At 72.9% G+C, this 21,377-nt stretch carries 19 protein-coding genes; 12 read left to right on the top strand and 7 right to left on the bottom strand.

All coding sequences use genetic code 11. The features are described 5' to 3' along the window. Window positions 1–47: 47 nt before the first annotated feature. Both NUT86_RS15740 and NUT86_RS15735 read right to left on the bottom strand, forming a co-directional pair. Entirely contained in the window at window positions 48–1,592 is a 1,545-nt protein-coding gene (locus NUT86_RS15740) for an NADH-quinone oxidoreductase subunit NuoF family protein (protein WP_018091331.1), read from the bottom strand. After that, window positions 1,589–2,200: a hypothetical protein gene (locus tag NUT86_RS15735; RefSeq protein WP_018091332.1), complete on the bottom strand. Its 612-nt coding sequence runs from the start codon at window positions 2,198–2,200 to the stop codon at window positions 1,589–1,591. Before NUT86_RS15735 ends, NUT86_RS15740 begins: the two co-directional genes overlap by 4 nt. A gap of 707 nt (window positions 2,201–2,907) precedes the next feature. Between NUT86_RS15735 and NUT86_RS15730 the strand changes: the two genes are divergently transcribed. After that, a complete protein-coding gene (locus NUT86_RS15730; RefSeq protein WP_229838178.1) occupies window positions 2,908–3,729 on the top strand; it encodes a PucR family transcriptional regulator in 822 nt (273 codons plus the stop codon). A 265-nt stretch (window positions 3,730–3,994) separates the two neighbouring features. On the opposite strand, the gene NUT86_RS15725 is transcribed toward NUT86_RS15730, so the two are convergent. The 3 genes from NUT86_RS15725 to NUT86_RS15715 all read right to left on the bottom strand — a co-directional run bounded on the left by NUT86_RS15725 (window position 3,995) and on the right by NUT86_RS15715 (window position 8,448). After that, a complete protein-coding gene (locus NUT86_RS15725; protein WP_266443297.1) occupies window positions 3,995–5,470 on the bottom strand; it encodes a DUF1996 domain-containing protein in 1,476 nt (491 codons plus the stop codon). 216 nt (window positions 5,471–5,686) lie between these two features. After that, window positions 5,687–6,334 carry a DUF4142 domain-containing protein gene (locus NUT86_RS15720; protein WP_018091335.1) on the bottom strand — a complete coding sequence of 216 codons (648 nt, stop codon included), beginning with the start codon at window positions 6,332–6,334 and terminating at the stop codon, window positions 5,687–5,689. A gap of 212 nt (window positions 6,335–6,546) precedes the next feature. Beyond that, complete coding sequence (locus NUT86_RS15715; RefSeq protein ID WP_148590886.1) at window positions 6,547–8,448, bottom strand: AMP-dependent synthetase/ligase; 1,902 nt, start codon at window positions 8,446–8,448, stop codon at window positions 6,547–6,549. Window positions 8,449–8,613: 165 nt separating this feature from the next. Between NUT86_RS15715 and NUT86_RS15710 the strand changes: the two genes are divergently transcribed. From NUT86_RS15710 to NUT86_RS15700, 3 genes are all read left to right on the top strand, one after another. Beyond that, on the top strand, window positions 8,614–8,919 hold the full coding sequence (locus NUT86_RS15710) for a DUF6412 domain-containing protein (RefSeq protein WP_159488150.1): 306 nt from the start codon (window positions 8,614–8,616) through the stop codon (window positions 8,917–8,919). A gap of 96 nt (window positions 8,920–9,015) precedes the next feature. Continuing rightward, a complete protein-coding gene (locus NUT86_RS15705) occupies window positions 9,016–10,167 on the top strand; it encodes a YidC/Oxa1 family membrane protein insertase (protein WP_274735851.1) in 1,152 nt (383 codons plus the stop codon). A gap of 137 nt (window positions 10,168–10,304) precedes the next feature. Next, window positions 10,305–11,162 carry a fumarylacetoacetate hydrolase family protein gene (locus NUT86_RS15700; protein ID WP_159488152.1) on the top strand — a complete coding sequence of 286 codons (858 nt, stop codon included), beginning with the start codon at window positions 10,305–10,307 and terminating at the stop codon, window positions 11,160–11,162. Between the two features lie 157 nt (window positions 11,163–11,319). On the opposite strand, the gene NUT86_RS15695 is transcribed toward NUT86_RS15700, so the two are convergent. Both NUT86_RS15695 and NUT86_RS15690 read right to left on the bottom strand, forming a co-directional pair. Further along, complete coding sequence (locus tag NUT86_RS15695) at window positions 11,320–11,811, bottom strand: heme-degrading domain-containing protein (protein ID WP_018091340.1); 492 nt, start codon at window positions 11,809–11,811, stop codon at window positions 11,320–11,322. Continuing rightward, window positions 11,808–12,929, bottom strand: a complete 1,122-nt coding sequence (locus NUT86_RS15690; protein ID WP_018091341.1) for a Gfo/Idh/MocA family oxidoreductase — start codon at window positions 12,927–12,929, stop codon at window positions 11,808–11,810. Before NUT86_RS15690 ends, NUT86_RS15695 begins: the two co-directional genes overlap by 4 nt. Window positions 12,930–13,153: 224 nt before the next feature. Here NUT86_RS15690 and NUT86_RS15685 point away from each other — a divergent pair, with 224 nt between their 5' ends. The 8 genes from NUT86_RS15685 to NUT86_RS15650 all read left to right on the top strand — a co-directional run bounded on the left by NUT86_RS15685 (window position 13,154) and on the right by NUT86_RS15650 (window position 21,356). Then, complete coding sequence (locus NUT86_RS15685) at window positions 13,154–14,272, top strand: ROK family transcriptional regulator (protein ID WP_274735847.1); 1,119 nt, start codon at window positions 13,154–13,156, stop codon at window positions 14,270–14,272. Window positions 14,273–14,464: 192 nt separating this feature from the next. Next, window positions 14,465–15,235 carry a GntR family transcriptional regulator gene (locus NUT86_RS15680; protein WP_274735845.1) on the top strand — a complete coding sequence of 257 codons (771 nt, stop codon included), beginning with the start codon at window positions 14,465–14,467 and terminating at the stop codon, window positions 15,233–15,235. Window positions 15,236–15,387: 152 nt separating this feature from the next. Next, a complete protein-coding gene (locus NUT86_RS15675; protein ID WP_159488155.1) occupies window positions 15,388–16,509 on the top strand; it encodes a TIGR03364 family FAD-dependent oxidoreductase in 1,122 nt (373 codons plus the stop codon). Between the two features lie 20 nt (window positions 16,510–16,529). Continuing rightward, complete coding sequence (locus NUT86_RS15670; RefSeq protein ID WP_274735843.1) at window positions 16,530–17,306, top strand: phosphonatase-like hydrolase; 777 nt, start codon at window positions 16,530–16,532, stop codon at window positions 17,304–17,306. A 1-nt stretch (window position 17,307) separates the two neighbouring features. Then, window positions 17,308–18,468 (top strand): ABC transporter ATP-binding protein, encoded by a 1,161-nt coding sequence (locus tag NUT86_RS15665; RefSeq protein ID WP_266443032.1) that lies wholly within the window; start codon window positions 17,308–17,310, stop codon window positions 18,466–18,468. Continuing rightward, on the top strand, window positions 18,461–19,411 hold the full coding sequence (locus NUT86_RS15660) for a 2-aminoethylphosphonate ABC transporter permease subunit (RefSeq protein ID WP_274735841.1): 951 nt from the start codon (window positions 18,461–18,463) through the stop codon (window positions 19,409–19,411). Before NUT86_RS15665 ends, NUT86_RS15660 begins: the two co-directional genes overlap by 8 nt. After that, window positions 19,398–20,195: an ABC transporter permease gene (locus NUT86_RS15655; RefSeq protein WP_274735839.1), complete on the top strand. Its 798-nt coding sequence runs from the start codon at window positions 19,398–19,400 to the stop codon at window positions 20,193–20,195. Before NUT86_RS15660 ends, NUT86_RS15655 begins: the two co-directional genes overlap by 14 nt. An 81-nt stretch (window positions 20,196–20,276) precedes the next feature. Next, window positions 20,277–21,356, top strand: coding sequence for a 2-aminoethylphosphonate ABC transporter substrate-binding protein (locus NUT86_RS15650; protein WP_159488159.1), 1,080 nt, complete (start codon window positions 20,277–20,279; stop codon window positions 21,354–21,356). The last annotated feature ends 21 nt before the right edge of the window (window positions 21,357–21,377 follow it).

The raw sequence follows: 21,377 nt of genomic DNA, 5'->3' as shown, positions 1-21,377 counted from the left end.
ACGGCGCCGAAGAATTTTCTCCGGGCGCAAAAAGCCTGTACGGCACGTCAGTTGCCGCCCTGCACCCGCATGGCCAGCGCCGGGCAGCGGCGCACCGCGAGCTGGGCGCGGCGCCGCATCCGGGCCGGCAGCGGCATGCTGGCGGACTGCGGATAGCCGTCCGCGCCGAGCTTCACGACGCCGGGCACGACATCGGCGCACAGGCCGTGGCCGCGGCACAGCGTCCAGTCGACCAGCAGCCGTTCCTGCGGCGGCGCGGACACCCGCGCCGGGGCGGGGGCGGGGGCGGTGACCGCCAGCGGCGGGTTCCCCGTGACCGGCAGGGCACCGGTCACCGGGCGGCCGCAGCCGAACCCCTTCGCATGCCGCTCGAACTCCTCGGGGAAGGACCGCAGGGCCGAGGCGACGAAGCGTGAGGTGCCGTCCGGGTGGCTGCAGGCGCCGCGCTTCTCCACGGCCCGCATCCGGGTCTGTACGGCTTCCAGGGCGCTCTCCCCGCCGCCCCGTACGGCGCGGTCGAGCTGGTCGGCGAGCGCGGGCAGGCCCAGCACACAGGGGCCGCACTGGCCGGCCGACTCGGCGGCCATCCACTGGGCGACGCGTACCGTCTCGCCCGCGGGACAGGTGTCGTACGGGATCGGCAGCACCGCCCCGGCGCCGAGCACCGCGTTGTACTCGGCCAGCGACTCCTTCGACAGGTTCGCGGTCAGCGCGTCCGCCGGGGAGATGAAGGTGCCGTGGTAGCCGCCGATCAGCACGCCCTGCCCCTGGTCCATGCCGCACAGCGCCAGGACCCGGGCCAGCGAGACGCCGTAGGGGACCTCCACCACCCGGCTGCCGGCGACCGTCAGCAGCAGCGTGCCGGGCTCGGTGGGCAGGCCCGCGGTGCGGTAGCCGAGCGCCCCGAGGCGGGCCGCCACGGCGAGCTGGGCGTAGGTCTCGGTGTTCGACAGCAGGGTCGGCACACCGTTGAGTCCGCGCTCGCTGGAGCGGATCTTGCGGCCCGAGGGCAGCCCGGGGCCGCCGCCCAGCCCGTTCGTCATGGCGGAGCCCTCGCCGGTGACGAACCGTTCGGTGAGCAGGGTGACCCGTAAAGCCGGCCGGACCGGGCCGCGTTCGTCGATGGCGCGCTGCACGGAGGTCAGGACGTCGGTGCGGGTCACCCCGAGGGCGACCTCCTGCGCGCCGAGCGCGTCGGCGGCCAGCAGCGCGCCGTCGAGCACCAGATGCGGGGCGTGCAGCAGCATCGCGGTGTCCTTGAGGCAACTGGGCTCACCCTCGCTGCCGTTGACGACCACCGCGCCCTTGCCGTCCGCGCGCTTCATCCCGTCGATGACGGCCGTCAGCTTGCGGGCGAAGGGGAAGCCCGCGCCGCCGCGGCCGCGCAGATCGATGTCCTCGGCCAGCGCCACCAGCTCCTGAGGGGTGAGCTGGGGGAGACTGCCGTGCCGGGACAGATGGGCCACCCGGTCCATGCGGGGTATCTCGTCGAGGCCGGCCAGCAGACGCGGCGGTCCGAAGGACGCCAGCGTCGGTACGGGCTCGGCCTCGGCGAGAACCGGCAGCAGTTGGGTGGGGGCGGGGGCGGTCATGGGAGTTCTCCTGTGTTCCTGCGTGCGTCGCGCAGCCGCAGGGCGAGTCGTACGGCCACCGCCGTGAGACAGATGGCATAGCCGGCGACGGCCCAGCCGGCCGCCGCACGGCCGGACTTGAGGCCGTGCACCAGGGCGAGGCCCCAGGCGAGGTAGGCGCACATGTGCAGCGCCCGCCACCAGCGGGCGCCGGTCAGGCCGGTGAAGGCGCCGCGTACCGCGCCGGTCACGGCGACGGCGATGAACGTGTAGGCGGCGAGGGTGCCGAGGCCGATGAGGCCCGGCCGGGCGCCGTCGGTGAACGGCACGGCGGCGGCCGCGGCGCCGGTGTGGCCCTCGGCGATCTTCACCCAGATGTGCAGGCCGAGGAAGCCGAGGCCGGCGACCGCGGTGCCGCGGTGCACGGCCTGGGCGAGCAGCCGGTGGCCGGAGTGCAGCACCATCCGGTCGGTGGCGGCCAGGCCCCACAGCACGGTGACCGACAGCGAGACCAGCGCGAGGACTCCGGCGCCGAAGTCCAGGAAGCGCATGAGGGTGTCCGCCGCACCCGAGTGCAGGGTGACGGCGATGAAGAGCAGCAGGGCCGCGGGAAGCGCCGGACGGAGCACGGCAGTTCCGGCGAAGCCGCCGCCGGGAGCCCGCCGGTCCGGCGGGCCGGGTTCGTGAGGAGGGCGCCGGGGGCGGGGCACGGTGGGCGAGGGCCGGGCGCGGTGTGAAGCGCGGCGGCTCTGCCGGCTCTGCAAACGCGGTGCGGACATCGGACCTCCCGGTGTCAGGGCACGGGTGCGGGATGCGAATTTCTATGAAATCTCCCGGGGGCGGTATTTGCCCGGGGCTTTTGTTCGGGTGACCACCGGTAACACTAAACATTCTGTAACCGGGTGGATACGCAGGGCCGTAATCCGGATGTGCAAAAGCATCTCCGAACGTGTTCAGGCTTTCGTAAGGTTTATCGCGCTGTGACAAATTCCTGCACTGGCATCGCGGTCGCGCGGGGGGACTCCGGATGATGCCGACTCAGGCGCACGGGGGGGCGCCAATCCCCTGTACCAACCGCATCCCCGCCAGGATCGAGGTAGCGATGTGTGATCTCCTGAACCGCATCTGGTCGCGTCCCCGCGGCGAGTGGAACCGGGTAGTGAGAAATGAACTCCCGGATCTCGCCGAGAAGTTGGTCGCGGAGTTGCAACGCGGATTTCCCGCATTGTCCGCACTTCTCGGGGATACTCCCGTAGAAGACGCACATTGGGCGCTTGAACAGGCCTTGCTGACAGTTCTGGGGTACCAAAAAGAGTCGGAAAGTAAACCTCCGGCAGTGCCCTCAGTTGTCACGCCGATGCCGGTGGCCCGGGCCCGACAGGACCTGTTCGACGTGCTCGCCGGCCAACGAGAAGTACCCGAGGAGGGGTTGCACGAGCTGGCCCGCGCCGCGGGCTGGCCGGTGCCCGACACCCTCCAGGCCGTCGTCCTCGCCACCCCCGCCGAGGCACCCCAACTCGCCGCGGCGCTGGGCCATGCCCTCATCGGCAACGTCGAGGGCTACACCTGTCTGTTCGTGCCCGACCCGGCCACCCAGACCCGGGCCCGCCTGGAGGCGGCGCTCAAGGGCCGTCCGGCGGCGGTCGGGCACGTGGTGCCGGCCACCGACACCGCGTCCTCGCTGCGTTGGGCGCGGTATCTGCTCACGCTGGCCCCGAGCCGGGTCGGCCCGGAGTCGCGGCCGGCGTTCGTCGACGACCATCTCTCGGCGCTGCTCCTGCTCCAGGACGAGTCGCTGGCGGACGCCCTGACCTCCCGCTGGCTCGGCCCGCTGGAGGAGCTGACGCCCCGGCAGAGCGAACGGCTCGAAGTCACGCTGCTGGCGTGGCTGGAAGGAGGAGGTGCCCCCGAGGCGGCCAAACTCTTGCATGTGCACCCGCAGACGGTCCGGTACCGCCTGCGCCAGATCGAGAAGCTCTTCGGTCCGGTCCTGCGTGACCCGCGTACCCGCTTCGAGCTGGAGATGGCGCTGCGCAGCCGGCGTCTGATGGCACACGTCCGCAGCTACCGTGCACGGGCCGGCCGCCGCGCCCGCGCCGTCGCGTCCTCCATACGTCCCCTTGGCATGGCCCGTGAGGCCCGCGTCAACGGCCTTTGAAGTACCGACGGATGAACCACCGCGCCCCTTGAGCTGACGGCCGGCCGGTCCGACGGCGTACCACCGGCACCACGACAGCACCTCGGCGCAGCACAGTGGCCCCGCCCCGGGAATCCGGGACGGGGCCACTGCGTTGTCGGGTCCAGGGGGCCCACAGGCCCCTTAGGGGACGTCTCCCCTAGGGGGCCTGCGGCCAAGGGCCCTGAGGCCAGGGACCCTGCGGCCAAGGGCCCTGAGGCCCGTAAGCCTCAGGGCCACCGGTCCGTCAGTTGCATTCCTGGCCGTTGTTGATGCAGTCGACCGCCTCGCGCATCAGGTTCTCCGGCATCACGTTGATGAAGTCACCGTGGTCGGTCACCGGTTTGTGCAGCTGTTCGGGGAAGCTGTCCACCGCGAAGCTGTTGCCCTGCGGGACGTCGTAGGTGATCCGCTGGACGAGCTGCGGGACCGCCTGGAAGCCTTGCGGGCAGTTGCCGTTCTGGTCGGAGAACGCCATGTGGTCGCGGTGGTTGCCGCTGTCGATGTCCCGGCCGTTCCAGCAGTTCTGGAAGGCGAAGGTCCGCACGACCTGCGAGCCCTGCGGGCACAGCGGGTACTTGTCCTTCAGCTGCCGGTCCTCGAAGCCGGTGCAGCTCCAGGAGGCGTTGGCGTTCTTCGTGCCGTTGGTGAACGCCTTGGCGTCGCCGGTGATGATCTTCAGGAAGCGCGGCATCTCCCGGACCTCGCCCGACTGGCTGCCCCGGAAGGTCAGGGTCACCGTCGCCGGGGTCAGCGTCGTGCCGACGTTGGCGTCCTGCGCGGCGCCCGGCTTCTGCTCGGCGTTGCCGTCGAGCTTGCGCAGCACCGGCCAGTAGTGGGTGGACTGGTCGCCGTTGTTGCAGGTGGTGTCGGAGGCGGCGAGCTTGTTGTCGTCGGAGAAGGCGTCGGTGGCCTTGTTGCCGACGTAGTCGTGGGTGTGGTGGGCGCCGTTGCTGACGCCCGGCGTCACGATGACGTTGTCGGAGTTGAAGTGGCCGTCCTCATTGCGGCCGCACTCGGTGGTGAAGGTGCCGGTCGAGGCGTTGCCTCCCTGGGGGGCGGCGAACGGCGGGGCGTCCGCATTCGGCTGGACGTTGTTGATGTCGACGAAGTCGTCGGGGGAGGGGCCGCCGGGCTGGCCCTGCTGCTGCCCGCCGTTCTGTTCCTGGCCCGGGTCCTGGCCCTGCACCTGACCGGCGTCCTGGCCCTGTACCTGACCGGTCTCCTGGCCCTGGGTCTGGTTCTGCGTCTGTCCCTGGTACCAGCCGTCCTGCACGGACTTCGTGGAGTCGTTGCCGCCCTCGCCCGCGCCCTCGTTGACGGGCTTCATGGTGCAGCCGCTCATCTTGAGCAGGTAGCCGGGCCGTTTGGCGTCCTTGGCGATCGCGGTGACCATCATCTTGATGGTCGTCTGCCGCTTCGTCTTCAGCCCGTTGAGGACGCTGTCGCCGCTGCTGCCGCTGCCGCTCGTCATCATCTTGTGGTAGGCGTCGTGCACCTGCTTGTCGAGCGCCGACAGCCCCTTGGAGACCGGGAGCTTGGCGCTGCGGGGTACCTGGCGCAGCCGTTCGCCCACATCGGGGCAGGAGAGCGTGAAGGCGCTCGCGGTGTGCTGGGAATGGCCGGCCGCCGCGTCCGGGGTGTTGTTGCCGGCCAGCGCCGTGGTGGCGTAGGCGGCCAGACCGCCGCCGCCCAGCAGCAGGGCGGTGGCGCCGATCAGCATTCTGTTCGTCAAACGCGAGCGTTTATGGGCCTGTTGCCGTTGCCTCATGAGATCACTTCGCTTCGTCCGATGTGAGGGGTGTCGGTTGGGTGCGGGTGTCGTTTCTTCCGGTTCGCGGGTGGTGGAGGGCGGGGTGCGTCCCCCGCCGTGGGCGAGGGGGTCCGCCGTCGTCCCGGCCGGCGTCCGCGCCGCCGTGGCATGCCAGGGCTCCGTGCCCTAGCTGCTGTGCAGGGTGTTGAAGTCGACGCTTCCGGTCTTCTCCAGCACCGTGATGTGCTGCAGGACGACGTCGTTGGCCCGGTTCGCCAGGGCGCGCACCATGGAGTTCTTGGTCTGGTCGCGGACCATGGCCACCAGGCCGAAAACCTTGCCGTGGGCCCGCCGCAGCAGCTCGGCGAACGTCGGGGCGAACTCGTCGCCCTGGGCGGCGTTCATCTGCGCGAGCCAGCCCTGCTGATCGGCGTTGGGCTGGTTGGGCAGCGAGATGCCCAGGGCCCGGCCGGCCTCGATCGACCGCCGGTCCAGTTCGGTGTGCCCGGCGACGAGGGTGGCGCCAGCGGTGCGGACCGCCGCGGTCTGCCCGCGTTCCTGCGCCTGGCGGCCCGCGGGCAGTTCCCACAGGCCGGCCAGTCTGACCTTCCGTACGAAGTCCCGGTCCATGGCGGTCAGCGGACCGTAGCGGGTGTTCACCGTGCCGCCGCCGTCATCGTCGTAGGTCACGGTGTTCGTCGCCGCCGACGCGGTCTCACCGAAGAGCTGGACGGGCAGCAGCAGTGCCGCGAGCGTGGCCACGAGCGCGGCTACCACCAGTCCGGTGGCGATGGTCCGCCCGGATGTTGCGGAATTGCTGAGGATCGACCGCACACGGCCTCCCGGATCGTCCGTACGTGAATGCCACCGGACGCTAAGTGCCCTGACGGGCCTGCGGTCGTGGGTCCTCACCCCTGGACAAATAAAGGCCGGGCCCGCCGCGGCACTGCTACGGTGCCGCGGGCGGGCCCGGCCGGATACGGGTGACGTGCGCCGGATGCCGTATGCCCGGCCGGGCCCGTCCAGAGGCGGTCCGCCCTGCGCTCTCAGCGCGCGTACAGGCCCGCCGCGGCCCATCTGCGCCGGTCCTGCCGGGTCTCGGGCTCCTCACGCTGTCCCTGGGCGTACAGGGCGTCGATCTCGGCCGCGTACCGCCGTACGATCGCCGCCCGCCGCAGCTTCAGCGACGGCGTCACCAGCCCGGACTCCTGGCTGAACTCGCCCGGCAGCACCCGGAACGCGCGGATGGACTCGGCCCGGGACACCGAGGCGTTCGCCCGCGCCACCGCCCGCCGTACCTCCGCCTGCAGCTGCTCCTCCGGCGTCGGTGCGCCGGAGTCCGTGCCGGGCGCCTCCCGCAGCTTGTGCCAGTGGTCCAGGGCCTCCGGGTCCAGTGTGATCAGCGCCGTCACATACGGCCGGTTGTCGCCGACCACCACACACTGCGAGATCAGCGGATGGGCGCACAGCCGCTGCTCCAGCCCCTGCGGGGCCACGCTCTTGCCGTTGCTGGTGATGATGATGTCCTTCTTGCGGCCGGTGATGACGAGGTAGCCGTCCTCGTCCAGATGCCCCAGGTCGCCGGTCGCCAGCCAGCCGTCGTACAGCCCGCTGCCCGGTGCGTCTTCGTCCTCGTCGAGATAGCCGGCGAACACCACCGCACCGCGCACCCACACCTCGCCGTCCAGCGCCAGGTGCACCGCACTGCCCGGCAGCGGCAGGCCCACCGTCCCGAACCGCACCCGGCCGGGCGGCTGTACGGTGATGGCGCCGCTGGTCTCCGTCAGGCCGTAGCCGTCGTAGACGGTGATACCGGCGCCGGCGAAGAGCAGCCCCAGCTCCCGGAAGAGCGGTGAGCCGCCGGAGACCGCGGTCCGCACCCGGCCGCCGAGCAGCTCCCGGATGCGGGAGTACACCAGCCGGTCGTAGAGCGCGTGCCGGGCCCGCAGGAACGGGTCGGGGCCGCGCCCGGTGCCCTGCGCCTCCGCCGCGAGGGCCTCCGCGTAGCGCACCGCCACCGTCATCGCCGCGTCGAACGTCCGCCGCCGGCCCGCCTCTTCCGCGGCCTGCCGGGCACGGGCGCAGATCTTCTCGAAGACGTACGGCACCGCGAACAGGAACGTCGGACGGAACGAGGCGAGCGCCGGCAGCAGTTCGTCCGAGGTGACATCGGGCTGATGGGCGAGCTTCACCCCGCCGCGCAGACACGCCACCTGCACCATCAGCCCGTAGATGTGCGCGAACGGCAGGAAGGCCAGCAGCGACGGGCGTTCGCCGGGCGCGGCCAGCAGCCCGCCCCAGCCCGCGTAGAGGGTGTCGCACCCCGCGGCGAGATTGGCGTGGGTGATCACACAGCCGCGCGGGCGTCCGGTGGTCCCCGAGGTGTACACGATCGCCGCGACGGTGTCCGGGGTGACCGCGTGCCGCAGCCGGTGCACATCGGCCTCGGTCAGCCGGGTGCCCTCCTCCGTCAGCCGCCGGACGCAGTCCAGGTCCAGCTGCCACAGCCGGCGCAGCCTGGCCCGTTCGTCGCAGGCCTCGGCCACGGTCATGGCCTGCGCCTCGTTCTCCACGACGATCGCGGTGACCTTCGCCCCGGCGAGGATGCAGCGCAGCTGCTCGGCCGAGGCGGTCGGATAGACCGGGACGAGCTGCCCGCCGATCGCCCACAGCGCATAACTGAACAGGGTCCACTCGTAGCGCGTACGGGACATCAGCGCGACCCGGGTGCCGGGCCGTATCCCGTCCGCCAGCAGCCCCCTGGCCAGGGCCATGACCTCGTCGCGGAATTCCGCCGCCGACACCTCCTGCCAGCTGCCCGGTGTCCGGTCGTCGCGGCGGGCGAGCTGAGCGAAATCCGGCTGGTGGGCGGCGGTGTCGAAGACCGAGTCGGCCAGGCCGCCGGTCCGCAGCACAGCCGCCAGGGCCGGAACGCTGATGTCGCGCACAGCACCTCCTAGGTGTTCCCCCTTGATTTCCCCCTGCTCCCCGCCGTCCCCGACGGCAGGGAGGGCGCAAGCTACCGGCCGGTCTCCCGGCTGCCCAGATGTGTGGCTACTCTTGAGCGGAAGACGACAAGTCTTGACGACCGGACAACCTGAGGAGGGCGCTGGATGTACCGCATCGTCGACGCCTGGCGTCTGTACACCTCAGCGCTGTTCTTCGTCCTGGCCGGATTCCTGCTCACGCAGACCGGTCTCACCACGGCCCTGACCGCCGCCGCGACCACCACCGCGCTGATGCTCCTGTGCCGCGCCTTCCTGATCGCGGCCTGCGCCCGGCCCGTGCCACCGGGCCGGATCCGTACGGCCATCCGCGACCGCGAGCGGCGTACGGCCTTCCTGCCACAACGTGATCCCGACGCGGCCGGCCGCCCGCGTCCCCGGGCACCGGGCCGTCCCCTCCCGACGGCCGCGTAGGCGCACGGTCCGGTCCCCGTACCGCTTTCCGCGTCCGCGCGGCTCGTCACGCCGAATCCACATCCCGGCACGACGAGACCCGTGGAGGGCTCACCCATGTCCATGTTCGGCTTCCTCGGCGAGGCGCTGGCGCACGGCGCCCAGGCGATCGCCCCGCTCTTCGGCACCGCGGCCATGGCCGCCGCCATCGTTCTGTTCACCCTGGGGGTCCGCGCCGCGCTGCACCCCCTCGCCCGCGCCGCGGCCCGCGGCGAGAAGGCCCGTACGGCGCTCGCCCCGCAGCTCGCCGAACTCCAGCGCAAGCACAAGGGCAACCCCGAGCGGCTGCAGAAGGCGACGGCCGACCTGTACGCCAAGACCGGCTCCTCGCCGCTCGCCGGCTGTCTGCCGACCCTGCTGCAACTGCCCGTCTTCTTCGTGATGTACCACCTGTTCTCGACCGGGAGCGGGGGCCTGCTGGACCACACGCTGCTGGGTGCGCCGCTCGGCGGGCACTGGACCGGGGCGCTCGCCGACGGCGGGCTCTTCGGGCCGCAGGGGCTGGTCTACCTCGGGCTCTTCGCGCTGATCGCGGCGGTCGCCACCTGGAACTTCCGGCGCGCCCGGGCCACGATGGCCAAGGCCCCGCAGCCGGCCGCGGGCAACGCCGCACTGCCCGGTATGGCCTCGATGGCCAAGGTGATGCCGCTGCTGTCCTTCGGCACGCTGATCACGGTGGCGGTGGTGCCGCTGGCCGCCGGCCTCTACATGGTCACGACGACGACCTGGACGGCGTGCGAGCGGGCGCTGCTGCACCGGGACCGCGCAGCGCGCGGCGCACAGGAGACGGGCATCGAGGGGGCTGTGGCGGCGAAGGGGAAGACCGCCTCGGCCAAGGGGAAGGTGACTCCGGCCCCCAAGGGGAAGGCCGCGCCCGCCGGGGAGCAGACGTCCCCGGCCGGTGCGCCGGCGGCCGCGGCGGCTGACGGGGCGTCGGGTGGGCGCGCACCGCGGCAGGGCCCGGCACAGCAGCGGGCGGGCCGGCGCACGCCGAAGAGCCGCGCGGCCCGGCAGCGGGCGGCCCGCGCCAGGGCCAACTCGCAGGCCAACTCGCAGGGCAGCGCCCACGCCAGGGTGGCGGCGCCGGTCGGCTCCCGGGCCAACTCCCGTACCGAGGCCGACTCCCGGAACGGCTCCCGCCCGGCCGGCGAGGCGGGTTCGCAGTCCGGCGGCGGGGCTCCCGGGCACATCGTTACTACCCCTCAGTAACGGTCCAGTCCGTGAACGGGGTCTTGCGGACTGGACCCCGTTCTTGGAGGATCAGCCAAATCGCTCGATGGCCGTCCCCCATCGGCCGGCCGGGGAGACCCCTTCCCGGCCGACCTTCGACCACGGGAGTTGAACCGATGAAGCTGCTGCGTGTCGGAACGGTGGGGGCCGAACGCCCGGCGCTGCTCGACGGGACCGGGACTCTGCGGGACCTGTCGGGCCTGGTGCCGGACATCGACGGAGCGCTCCTCGCCGACGAGGCGAAACTGGCGCAGCTCCGTACCGCCGCCGCCTCCGGTGAGCTGCCGAGGCTCGATCCGGCCGGGCTGCGCACCGGCCCGCCGGTGGCCCGGATCGGCAAGATCGTGTGCATCGGGCTGAACTACCACGACCACGCCCGGGAGACGGGCGCCGCGACCCCCGCGGAGCCGATCCTCTTCATGAAGGCCCCGGACACGGTCGTCGGCCCCGACGACACCGTGCTGGTCCCGCGGGACAGCGTGAAGACCGACTGGGAGGTGGAGCTGGCCGTCGTCATCGGACGGACCGCCCGCTACCTGGAGAGCGACGCGCAGGCGCTGGCGGCGGTGGCCGGCTACGCGGTGGCGCACGATGTCTCCGAGCGCGCCTTCCAGATCGAGCGTGGCGGCCAGTGGGACAAGGGCAAGAACTGCGAGACGTTCAACCCGCTGGGCCCCTGGCTGGTGACCGCCGACGAGGTGCCCGACCCGCAGAACCTCGGCCTGCGACTGTGGGTCAACGGCGAGCTGAAGCAGGACGGCACCACCGCCGAGCAGATCTTCCCGGTGGCCGAAGTGGTCCGCTACGTGAGCCGGTTCATGACCCTCTACCCGGGCGACGTCATCAACACCGGCACCCCGGCCGGCGTCGCCATGGGCCACCCGGAGCCCAAGCCGTATCTGCGGTCCGGCGACGTCGTGGAGCTGGAGATCGACGGGCTGGGACGGCAGCGGCAGGAACTCAAGGACGCCTGAGGGGGCGGGGGCCGGGGGCGGGTTCGGGGGCGGTCGTCGGTCCCGGGGGCGTCTCCCCGAGCGGCGTACCGCGTCTCCGCTCCCGTGCCTCCGCTTCCCCGCCTCCGCTTCCCCGCCTCCGTTCCCGCGTCTTCGCTTCCCTGCCTTCGCTTCCCCGTCAGCCCGTTGCCAGGTACCGCTCCAGTGCCTCGACCACCAGCGCATGGTCGTCGGCCTGGGGCAGGCCGGAGACCGCTACCACCCCGACGACGCCCGTGCCGCGCAGCCGGAGGGGGAAGGCGCCGCCGTGGGCGGCGTAGCGGTCCGGGTCCAGGCGGGAGGAGTCCTCGAAGGTGCGGCCCTTGGCGCGGAAGCGGGCGCCGACCAGGTACGAGGACTCGGCGTAGCGTTCGACGACGGCGGATTTGCGGGCGATCCAGGCGTCGTTGTCGGCGGAGGTGCCGGGGAGCGCGCAGTGGAACAGCTGCTGGGCGCCGCGCCGGATGCCGATCGTCACCGCGGCGCCGCGCTCCTGCGCCAGCCCCACCAGCAGCGAGCCCAGCTGCCAGGCGTCGTCGTTGCTGAAGGTGTCGAGGACCAGCCGCTCCTCCTGTGCGGCCAGTTCGCGGATCTCGTCGTCGTCCGCCGGGCGCGGACCGGCCGGGCTCATGCGCGCGCCTCGATCCGGACCGTACGGCCTTCGGCGGCGGAGAGCTTGGCGGCTTCCAGGACGCGCAGTGCGGCCGCGGCCTCGGTGGCGGTGACCGGCGGCCGGCCGCCCTCACGGAGTGCCCGGGCGATCGCGGCGTAATACGCGGGGTAGTCGCCCGGCAGGGTCGGTACGGGCTCGCCGCCGCCGGTCTGCGGGGACGAACCGGCGCCGAGCCGACCCCGGCACGACTCCGGTTCGACGCCCCACTCGACGCCCTCGGTGCCGGGCCGCAGCCCCTCGCGCAGCGCGGCCTCCTGCGGGTCCAGACCGTGCTTCACATAGCCCGCCCGGCTGCCCAGCACCCGGAAGCGCGGGCCGAGCATGGCGGTGGTGGCGCTCACCCACAGATGGGAGCGGACGCCGTTCGCGTGGGTGAGGGCGAGGAAGGTGTCGTCGTCGGCCTCCGCGCCCGGACGCCGGATGTCGGACTCGGCGTAGACCGAGACGACCGGGCCGAACAGGGTCAGCGCCTGGTCGACGAGGTGGCTGCCGAGGTCGTAGAGCAGCCCGCCGATCTCCGCCGGGTCGCCGGACTCGCGCCAGCCGCCCTTGGGCTGCGGGCGCCAGCGCTCGAAGCGGGACTCGAAGCGCTGGATGTCGCCGAGCGCGCCCTCCTCGATCAGCTTGCGGACGGTGCGGAAGTCGTTGTCCCAGCGGCGGTTCTGGAAGACGGAGAGCAGCAGGCCGCGGTCGTCGGCGAGCGCGGCGAGCTTCTCGGCCTCGGCGGCGGTCGCGGCCAGCGGCTTGTCGACGACCACCGGCAGACCGGCCTCCAACGCGGCGGTGGCGAGCGGCACATGGGTCTTGTTGGGCGACGCCAGCACGATCAGATCGAGGTCCGCGGCGTGGTCGAGCACGGCCTGGGGGCTGTCGACCGTGCGGACCTGGGGATGCTCGGCGCGGGCCTGCGCCTGCCGTTCCGGATCGGAGGTCGAGACGATGTCGAGCCGCAGGCCGTCGGTGGCCGCGATCAGGGGGGCGTGGAAGACCGAACCGGCCAGTCCGTAGCCGATGAGGCCGACGCGGAGCGGGCCATCGGGGGCAGCGGTGCCGGTGGGGTCGCTGATCTCGCTCATCTCGCTCATGGCTCCCACTTAAGCAACGCTGTTGCCAAAGTGCAAGCGATGCGGACAATGGGTGGGTGAGCAGCGATGACATCTCCCAGGGCCGGGCCGGGGCGGCGGGTACCGACGGGGCGCCGGGCGCAGGTGGCGGCACTCCGGCCGCCGCCGGGAATCCTGGCGCCAGGGGAAAACCGGGGGCCATGGGGAAACCGGGGGCCACGGGAAGTACTGGCGCCATGGGCGGTACTGGCGCCACGGGAAATCCCGGCGTCAACCTCCCCGCGCTGCGTGGTCACAATGCCGCGCTGGTGCTCGGGCTGCTCCGTGCGGCCGGTGAGCAGGGGGTGAGCCGGCTGGAGCTCGCCGCGCACACCGGGCTGACCCCGCAGGCCGTCAGCAAGATCACCGCACGGCTGCGGACCGAGGGCCTGGCCGCCGAGGCGGGCCGCCGGGCCTCCACGGGCGGCAAGCCCGCCACCGTCCTGCGGCTGGTCCCCGGCGCGCGGCACGCGGTCGGGCTGCACCTGGACCGCGATGAGCTGATCGCCGTACTCGCCGATCTCACCGGCGCCCCGGTGGCCGAACGCCGCGCCCCGCTCGCCTTCGAGGCGGGCGCCGGGCAGGTGCTCGACACCGCCGGACGGGAGGTCGCGGCGCTGCGCGCGGAGGCCGGCGGGCCGCCGGTGCTGGGTGCCGGGGTGGCCTGCCCGGGCCCGCTGGACCACACCGCCGGCGTCCTGCACCGGGTCACCGGCGCGCCCCAGTGGGACGGCTTCCCCCTGCGGGACGCGCTCACCGAACGCCTCGGCCTGCCCGTCGTCCTCGACAAGGACACCAACGCGGCGGCGCTCGGCCTGGCCCAGGGGATGCCGTCCGGCGCCGGCTCGTTCGGGTATCTGCATCTGGGCACCGGCCTGGGCGCCGGACTCGTCCTGGGCGGCAGCCTCTACCGGGGCCCGCGTACCGGCGCCGGGGAGTTCGGGCACCAGACCGTGCAGTGGGACGGGCCGCTGTGCAGCTGCGGACGGCGCGGCTGCATCGAGGCGCTGTGCCTGGCGGCGGTGGCCCGCGGCGATCTCACGGGCGCGGCACAGGTGTTGGGGACCGGCGCCGCCAACCTCGTCGAACTGCTGGACATCGACCGGGTGCTGCTGGGCGGGCGCACCGTACTGGAGAACCCGGACGGGTTCCGTACCGGTGTGGCCGCGGCCCTCCATGCCCAGGCCCGCGCCCGCGGCAGGACCGCGGTCCCGGTGGCGCTCGCCGGGGGCGGCGCACGGGTGGTCGCGGACGGCGCGGCGGAGCTGGTACTCGCGCCGCTGTTCGGGACGCGGCAGCCGGCTCTGGTGGCCTGAGGGGGTGGTGCGGGCCTCCGGAGGGGCGGCCTTCCGGCGCCGCGGCCCGCGGCCCGCGGCCCGCGGGCTGCCGGGGGGCCTGCGGCCGGCGGCCGACGGGATCCTGGTTGGCCCGGCCCGGCCCGCCGCCCCCGGCCCGGCCCGCCGCCCGCCGCTGCCGCCCGGCCGGGCCCGGGATGCGAGGATCACGCCGTGGAGTTCCCGTACGGCCAGGATCCTGGCGCACCCATCCGGTCCGGCGTCCCCGAGCACGGACGCATTCCCAAGTACTACGCGGCCAAGGTCGAAATCGCCGCGCTGCTGGCGGAGTTGGGCGAGGGCGAGGTGCTGCCCACCGAGCGCGAACTGGCGCTGCGCTTCGAGGTCTCCCGTGAGACGCTGCGGCAGGCGCTGCGCGAGCTGATCCTGGAGGGACGGCTGCGCCGGCTGGGGCGCGGCACGGTCGTCGCGGGCCCCAAGCTGGAGCAGCCGCTGTCCCTCGCCAGCTACACCGAGGGCGTACGCGGCCAGGGCCGCAAGCCAGGACGGCACCTCGTCAGCCTGGACCGCTTCCCGTGCCCGCCCGCGCTCGCCGGTGACCTGGGGCTCGAAGTGGGCGACGCCGTATGGCACATGGAGCGGGTGCTGCTCGCCGACGACGAGCGGGTCGGGCTGGAGAGCACCTATGTCGCGGTCGAGCGGGCCCCGGACCTGGCCACCGGCTTCGAACCGGACTCGTCCTTCTACGCCTACCTCCATGAGCGGCTCGGCATCGGCTTCGGCGACGCGGACGAGCGGCTGGAGACCGTACTGGCCACACCGCGCGAGGCGCTGCTGATCGGCACCCCGGGCGCCCTGCCGATGCTGCTGATCCACCGGGTGTCGCGGGACACCGAGGGCCGCCCCCTGGAGCGGGTGCGCTCCCTCTACAGGGGCGACCGGTTCTCCTTCACCACCCACCTGGGGACCGCGGCACCGCGCTGAGGCGGCCCCGGCCGCCGCCCTTCCCGGCACCCTGAACCCACCCCGAAAGGTCACGAGAAGATAACGGGTCTAGGCCAGGTTTGCCGCCCTGTTCACCCCCGCGTCGCCGGACCACCCCCTACGGGCCACCCACCGCCGCGACCGTCTGGGGCATGCGAGTCATAGTCGTCGGAGCCGGTGTGCTGGGAACCATGCACGCCTGGCACGCAGTCGAGCGGGGCCATCAGGTCCTGCACATCGAGCGGGAGGCCGAGGCCCGCGGCGCCTCGGTCCGTAACTTCGGGCAGATCTGGGTCAGCGGCCGGGCGGGCGGCGAGGAGCTGCACACCGCGCTGCGGGCCCGGGAGCTGTGGGAGGGCATCGGGGAGCGCGTCCCCGGCCTCGGCTTCCGGGCCATCGGCTCGCTGACCATCGTCAAGAACGCCGCCGAGCGGGCGGTCGCCGAGGCCGCGGCCCGCCGCCCGGACGCCGCCGCCCGCGGCTACCGGCTGCTGGACGCCGAGGAGGCCCGCACCCTCAACCCCGCCCTGCGCGGCGAGTTCACCGGCGCGCTGTGGTGCGAACGGGACGCCGCCGTCGAACCACGGATCGCCCAACGCGCCCTGAAGGCGGCGCTGCTGGAGTCCGGCCGCTACCGCTACCTCGGAGGCCGGGAGGTCCGCGAGGTCGTCGGCGAGCGCGCCGTACGCGACGATCACGGCGAGGTCCACCACGGTGACGCCGTCCTCCTGTGCACCGGCGCCTGGCTCGGCGGCCTGGTGCGCGAGCTGTTCCCCGAGCTGCCGGTGCGCCGGGTGCGGCTGCAGATGATGCAGACCGACCCGCTCGGCGAGCCGCTGACCACCTCCGTCGCCGACGCCGACAGCTTCCGCTACTACCCGGCCTACCGGAGCGACGCCCTGGACGCGCTCAACGCCGGCCAGGCCCAGGCGCCGACCGCCGCCGCACACAAGATGCAGCTGCTGATGGTCCAGCGCGCCGACGGCGGACTGACCATCGGTGACACCCACGAATACGAGGCGCCCTTCGCCTTCGACACCGTCGAGGAGCCGTACGAGCATCTGACCGGTGTCGTCGAGTCCGTCCTGGGCCGCCCGCTGCCCCGGATCCGCCACCGCTGGGCCGGGGTCTACGCCCAGTGCACCGACACCACCCGTGTCGTGCACCGGCAGCAGGCCCGCGACGGCGTCTGGCTGGTCACCGGGCCCGGCGGCCGCGGGATGACCTGCGCCCCGGCCATCGCCGAAACCACCGCGAACGAACTGGGCTGGTGAGGAAGTTGACACACCCCGACATGACATCCGACCCGCGCGACAGGGACCTGATACCCGACTCCCACCACAGCGACGCGGCACCCGACTCCCAGCACAGCGACGCGGCCCCCGACCCCCGCGACAGCCAACTCATCGTCCTCGACATGGCCGGCACCACCGTCGCCGACGGCGGCCTGGTCGAGCAGGCCTTCGATGTCGCCGCCCGCCACCTGGGCGTCGAACCGGGCAGCGCCGACCACGCCGAGAAGCTCGCCTACGTACGGGCCACCATGGGCGAGTCCAAGATCTCCGTGTTCCGCCACCTCTTCGGCGACGAGGCCGCCGCCCGGCGCGCCAACACCGCCTTCGAGACGGCCTACGGGGAGCTGGTCGACGGCGGCCGGATCGCGCCGGTCCCCGGTGCCCGCGAGGCGATCGAGGCGCTGCAGGCCGCCGGACGCACCGTCGTGCTCAGCACCGGCTTCGCCCGGGTCACCCAGGACGCCCTTCTCGACGCGCTCGGCTGGCAGGACCTGGTCCCGCTCACCCTCTGCCCGGCCGACGCCGGCGGCCGCGGCCGCCCGTACCCCGACATGGTCCTCACCGCGCTGCTGCGCACCGGGGCCACCGACTCCGTCCGGCGGATCGCGGTGGCCGGCGACACCTCGTACGACATGCTCTCCGGGCGGCGGGCCGGCGCCTCGGTCGTCGCGGGCGTGCTGACCGGCGCGCACGACCGGGCGCAGCTGGAGTCGGCCGGGGCCACCCATGTCCTCGGCTCGGTCGCCGAACTGCCCGCGCTGCTGGGAGTGGTGTGAGATGTCCGCCTCAGCCGCCACGGCACCCGCCCGGACCGCCGGCCGGTCCGCGGCCCCGGCCCCGGCCGCGTCGGGCATCCGCTTCGACCAGGTGTCCGTGGCCTACGGGAAGCACGGCGAGCACACCGTCCTGGACTCCTTCGACCTGACCGTCGAACCGGGCGAGGTGATGGCCCTGCTCGGTCCGTCCGGCTCCGGCAAGACCACCGCGCTGCGGGCGGTCGCCGGATTCGTCCGGCCGGTCTCCGGGCGGGTGCTGATCGGCGGCCGGGACGTGACCGCGCTGCCGCCCCACAAGCGAGGCATCGGCATGGTCGTCCAGCAGTACGCGCTGTTCCCGCACATGAAGGTCGCCGAGAACGTCGCCTTCGGCCTCAAGGCGCAGAAGACACCGCGCGCCGAGATCCCCGGCCGGGTCGCCGAGGCGCTGGAGATGACCGGGATGGCCGCCTACGCCGGCCGGCATCCGCGGGAGCTGTCCGGCGGGCAGCAACAGCGCGTCGCGATCGCGCGGGCGCTCGCCATCCGCCCCGGGGTGCTGCTGCTGGACGAACCGCTGTCCGCGCTCGACGCCCAGCTGCGCTCCGGCATGCTCGCCGAACTCGCCCGGCTGCACCGCGAGCTGCCCGACGTCTCGATCCTCTATGTCACCCACGACCAGATCGAGGCGCTGACCCTCGCCGACCGGATCGCGGTGCTGGACCGGGCCCGGCTGCAGGACTGCGGCACCCCGCAGCAGCTCTACCGGCGCCCGCGCACCGAGTTCACCGCCTCCTTCGTCGGCACCGCCAATCTGCTGCCGGTGACGGTCCGCGGCCACGGCGTCGACTTCGCCGGCCGGCCGCTGACCGTGCCCGTAGGCGACGAGGTGGCCGACGGCGCCACCGCGACCCTCTGCGTGCGCCCGCACCTCATCGGCCTGGGGGAGGGCCCGCAGACCGCCGGCCCCCGGAACACACTGCGCGGCACACTCACGGACGTGCAGTGGCGCGGTGCGACGCACCGTCTGTGCGTGACGGTCGACGGCCACCGCGTCCTGGCCGACGTCCGTGAACTGCGCACGGCACCGGCACCGGGCGACGAGGTGACGCTGCACTTCGCGCCCGAGGACGCGGTCATCGTCCCGGCGGGACTCGCCGAGGGCGGTGCGCCCGATGCCTAGGACGGATACGGCGGCGGCCGCCGCGACGACCGCACCGGCCCGGGCCGCGGCGCCCGCCCGCCCGCGGGCCCGTCCCCGCCGGACCGGGGCCGCCCTCCGGGCCCTGCCCCCCGTCGCCGCCCTCGGCCTGGTCTTCCTCTATCCGCTGGCCCTGGTGGTGTGGCAGTCCTTCACCCCGGAGGACGGCGGCCACTCCACCGCCCCCTACGCCGAGGTCCTCGCCGAGGCGTCCTTCCGCACGGCGCTGACGAACACCGTGCTGATCGCCGTCGGCGCCACCGCCGGCGCGCTGCTCCTCGGACTGGCGCTCTCCCTCGTGATCGCCTTCGTCCCGTTCCCCGGAGGCCGGGCGCTCAGCCGCTTCATCGACCTCTTCCTCGCCTTCCCCTCCTTCCTGATCACCCTCGCCCTGCTGTTCCTCTACGGCACCGTCGGCATGGCCAACGGCCTGTGGACGGATCTGACCGGCGCCGCCCATGGACCGCTGGACTTCCTCCACACCCCCTGGGGCGTCCTGCTGGCCGAGGTCACCTACTTCACCCCGTTCGTGATGCGGCCGCTGCTCGCCGCCTTCTCCCAGCTGGAGACCGGTCAGCTGGAGGCCGCCGCCTCACTGGGCGCCCGGCCGTGGCGGATCGTACGGACGGTGATCCTGCCGGAGGCGCTGCCCTCGCTCGCGGCGGGCGGCGCACTGGTCCTCGTGCTGTGCCTCAACGAGTTCGGCATCGTCCTCTTCACCGGCGCCAAGGACGTCGTCACCCTCCCGGTGCTCGTCTACACCAAGGCCATGCTCGACGGTGACTACACCGGAGCCTGCGTCGTCGCCGTCGTCAACATCGTGCTGTCCGTCGCGCTCTACGCCCTCTACCGGACCGTGATGTCCCGTACGGGCGGCGGCGCCGGGCCGCGCCCAGGAGGTGTGCCCCACCGTGCTGGTGCATAGCAGGCCCGCCCGCCGGGCCCTTCACATCCTCTTCCTCGTCCTCTTCCTGCCCGTCTTCGCGCTGCCGCTGCTGGTGATCGTCGCCGCGTCCTTCGCGAGCAGCTGGAGCGGCACCCTGCCCTCCGGCGCGACCCTGAAGCACTATCAGGACATCGCGCACGGCGAGGCGCTGCACGCCCTGCTCACCAGCGTCCTGACCGCACTGGCCGCGAGCCTCGCCGCGCTCACCGCCGGCACCTGGGCCGCGCTGGCCGCCGAAAAGCTGGGCCGCCGCACCCGCCGCCTCCTCGACGCCCTCTTCCTGCTCCCCGTCGCCGTCCCCTCGGTGGTCGTCGGCCTCTCCCTCCTCGTGGCCTTCTCCCGGCCCCCGTTCCTGCTCAACGGCACCCCGCAGATCGTGATCCTCGCCCACACCGTGCTGGTCACCGCCTTCGCCTACCAGTCCGTGACCGCCGCCCTGACCCGCCTCGACCCGGCCTACGAGCAGAGCGCGGCCGGCCTCGGCGCCCGCCCCGCCTACGTCCTGTGGCGGGTCAAACTGCCCCTGCTGCTGCCGTCCCTCACCGCGGCCGCGGGGCTGTGCTTCGCCCTGTCCATGGGCGAGCTGAGCGCCACGATGATGCTCTATCCCCCCGACTGGCTGCCGCTGCCGGTGCAGGTCTTCGCCGCCACCGACCGCGGCGCCCTCTTCGCCGGCGCCGCCCTGGCGGTGACCCTGATGGCCGCCACCCTGCTCGTCCTCCTCGGCGTCTCCCGTATCCGCACCAAGGCCTCCTACCGCTGAGACCCGCGCCCGCCGCACCCCACCGGACACCCCGACCCTCCCCCCCCCAACACCCACACCCACCTGAGGAGTTACCTCGCCATGCCCCGCTCCCGCCCCCGCCCCTTCCGCAAGCCGCTCGCCGCCTGCTGCGGCGCGCTCACCCTCGGCCTCCCGCTCACCGCCTGCGGCGGCGCCTCCACCGCCGACCCCCACGCCAAGGAGGTCACCGTCTACAGTGCCGACGGCCTCAAGAGCGAGCAGGGCGACGGCTTCTACGACACGGTCTTCAAGGACTTCGAGAAGAAGACCGGCATCAAGGTCAACTACGTCGAGAGCGGCTCCGGCGCCGCCGTCCAGCGACTGGCCCGCGAACGGGCCAACACCAAGGCGGATGTGCTCGTCACCCTCCCGCCGTTCATCCAGCAGGCCGACGGCAAGGGCCTCCTGGACACCTACCGCCCCAAGGGCTCCGACCAGGTCGCCGCCGCGGACAAGTCCCCCTCCGGCAACTGGACCTCCATCGTCAACAACTACTTCTGCTTCATCTACAACAAGAAGGAACTGAAGCGGGCCCCCGCCACCTGGCAGGACCTGCTGGACGCCAAGTTCAAGAACAAGCTCCAGTACTCCACACCGGGCGTCGCCGGTGACGGCACCGCCGTCCTGATCAAGGCCCTGCACGACTTCGGCGGCCAGCGCCCCGCCATGGACTTCCTCAAGAAGCTCCAGGCCAACAACGTCGGCCCGTCCTCCTCCACCGGCCAGCTCGCCCCCAAGACGGACAAGGGCGAACTCCTGGTGGCCAACGGCGATGTCCAGATGAACTACGCCAACATGAAGTCCATGCCCAACCAGGGCATCTTCTTCCCCGCCCCCCGGCCCGGCGCCAGGCCCACCACCTTCGCCCTCCCGTACGCGGCCGGCCTGGTCAAGAACGCCCCCCACAACGCCAACGCCAAGAAGCTCCTCGACCACCTGCTCTCCGCCCCCGTCCAGCGCCAGGTCTCCTCGGTGGGCGGCGGCTTCACCTCCCGCAAGGACATCAAGGCCACCGACCCCCACGCCACCGAACTCGCCAAGATCATGAAGAACGTCGACATCTTCCGCCCGGACTGGAACGACATCGACAAGAACCTGGACGAGCGGGTGGAGGCGTGGCGGGAGGCTACGGGGGGCTGATCACGCCCCCTGCCCGTGCCC

Origin of the sequence: Streptomyces sp. G7(2002) (assembly GCF_028870195.1) — a bacterium.
GTDB lineage: Bacteria > Actinomycetota > Actinomycetes > Streptomycetales > Streptomycetaceae > Streptomyces > Streptomyces nigrescens.
Note: the sequence above shows the minus strand (reverse complement) of the source record. Positions and strands in the feature narration are given on the sequence as shown.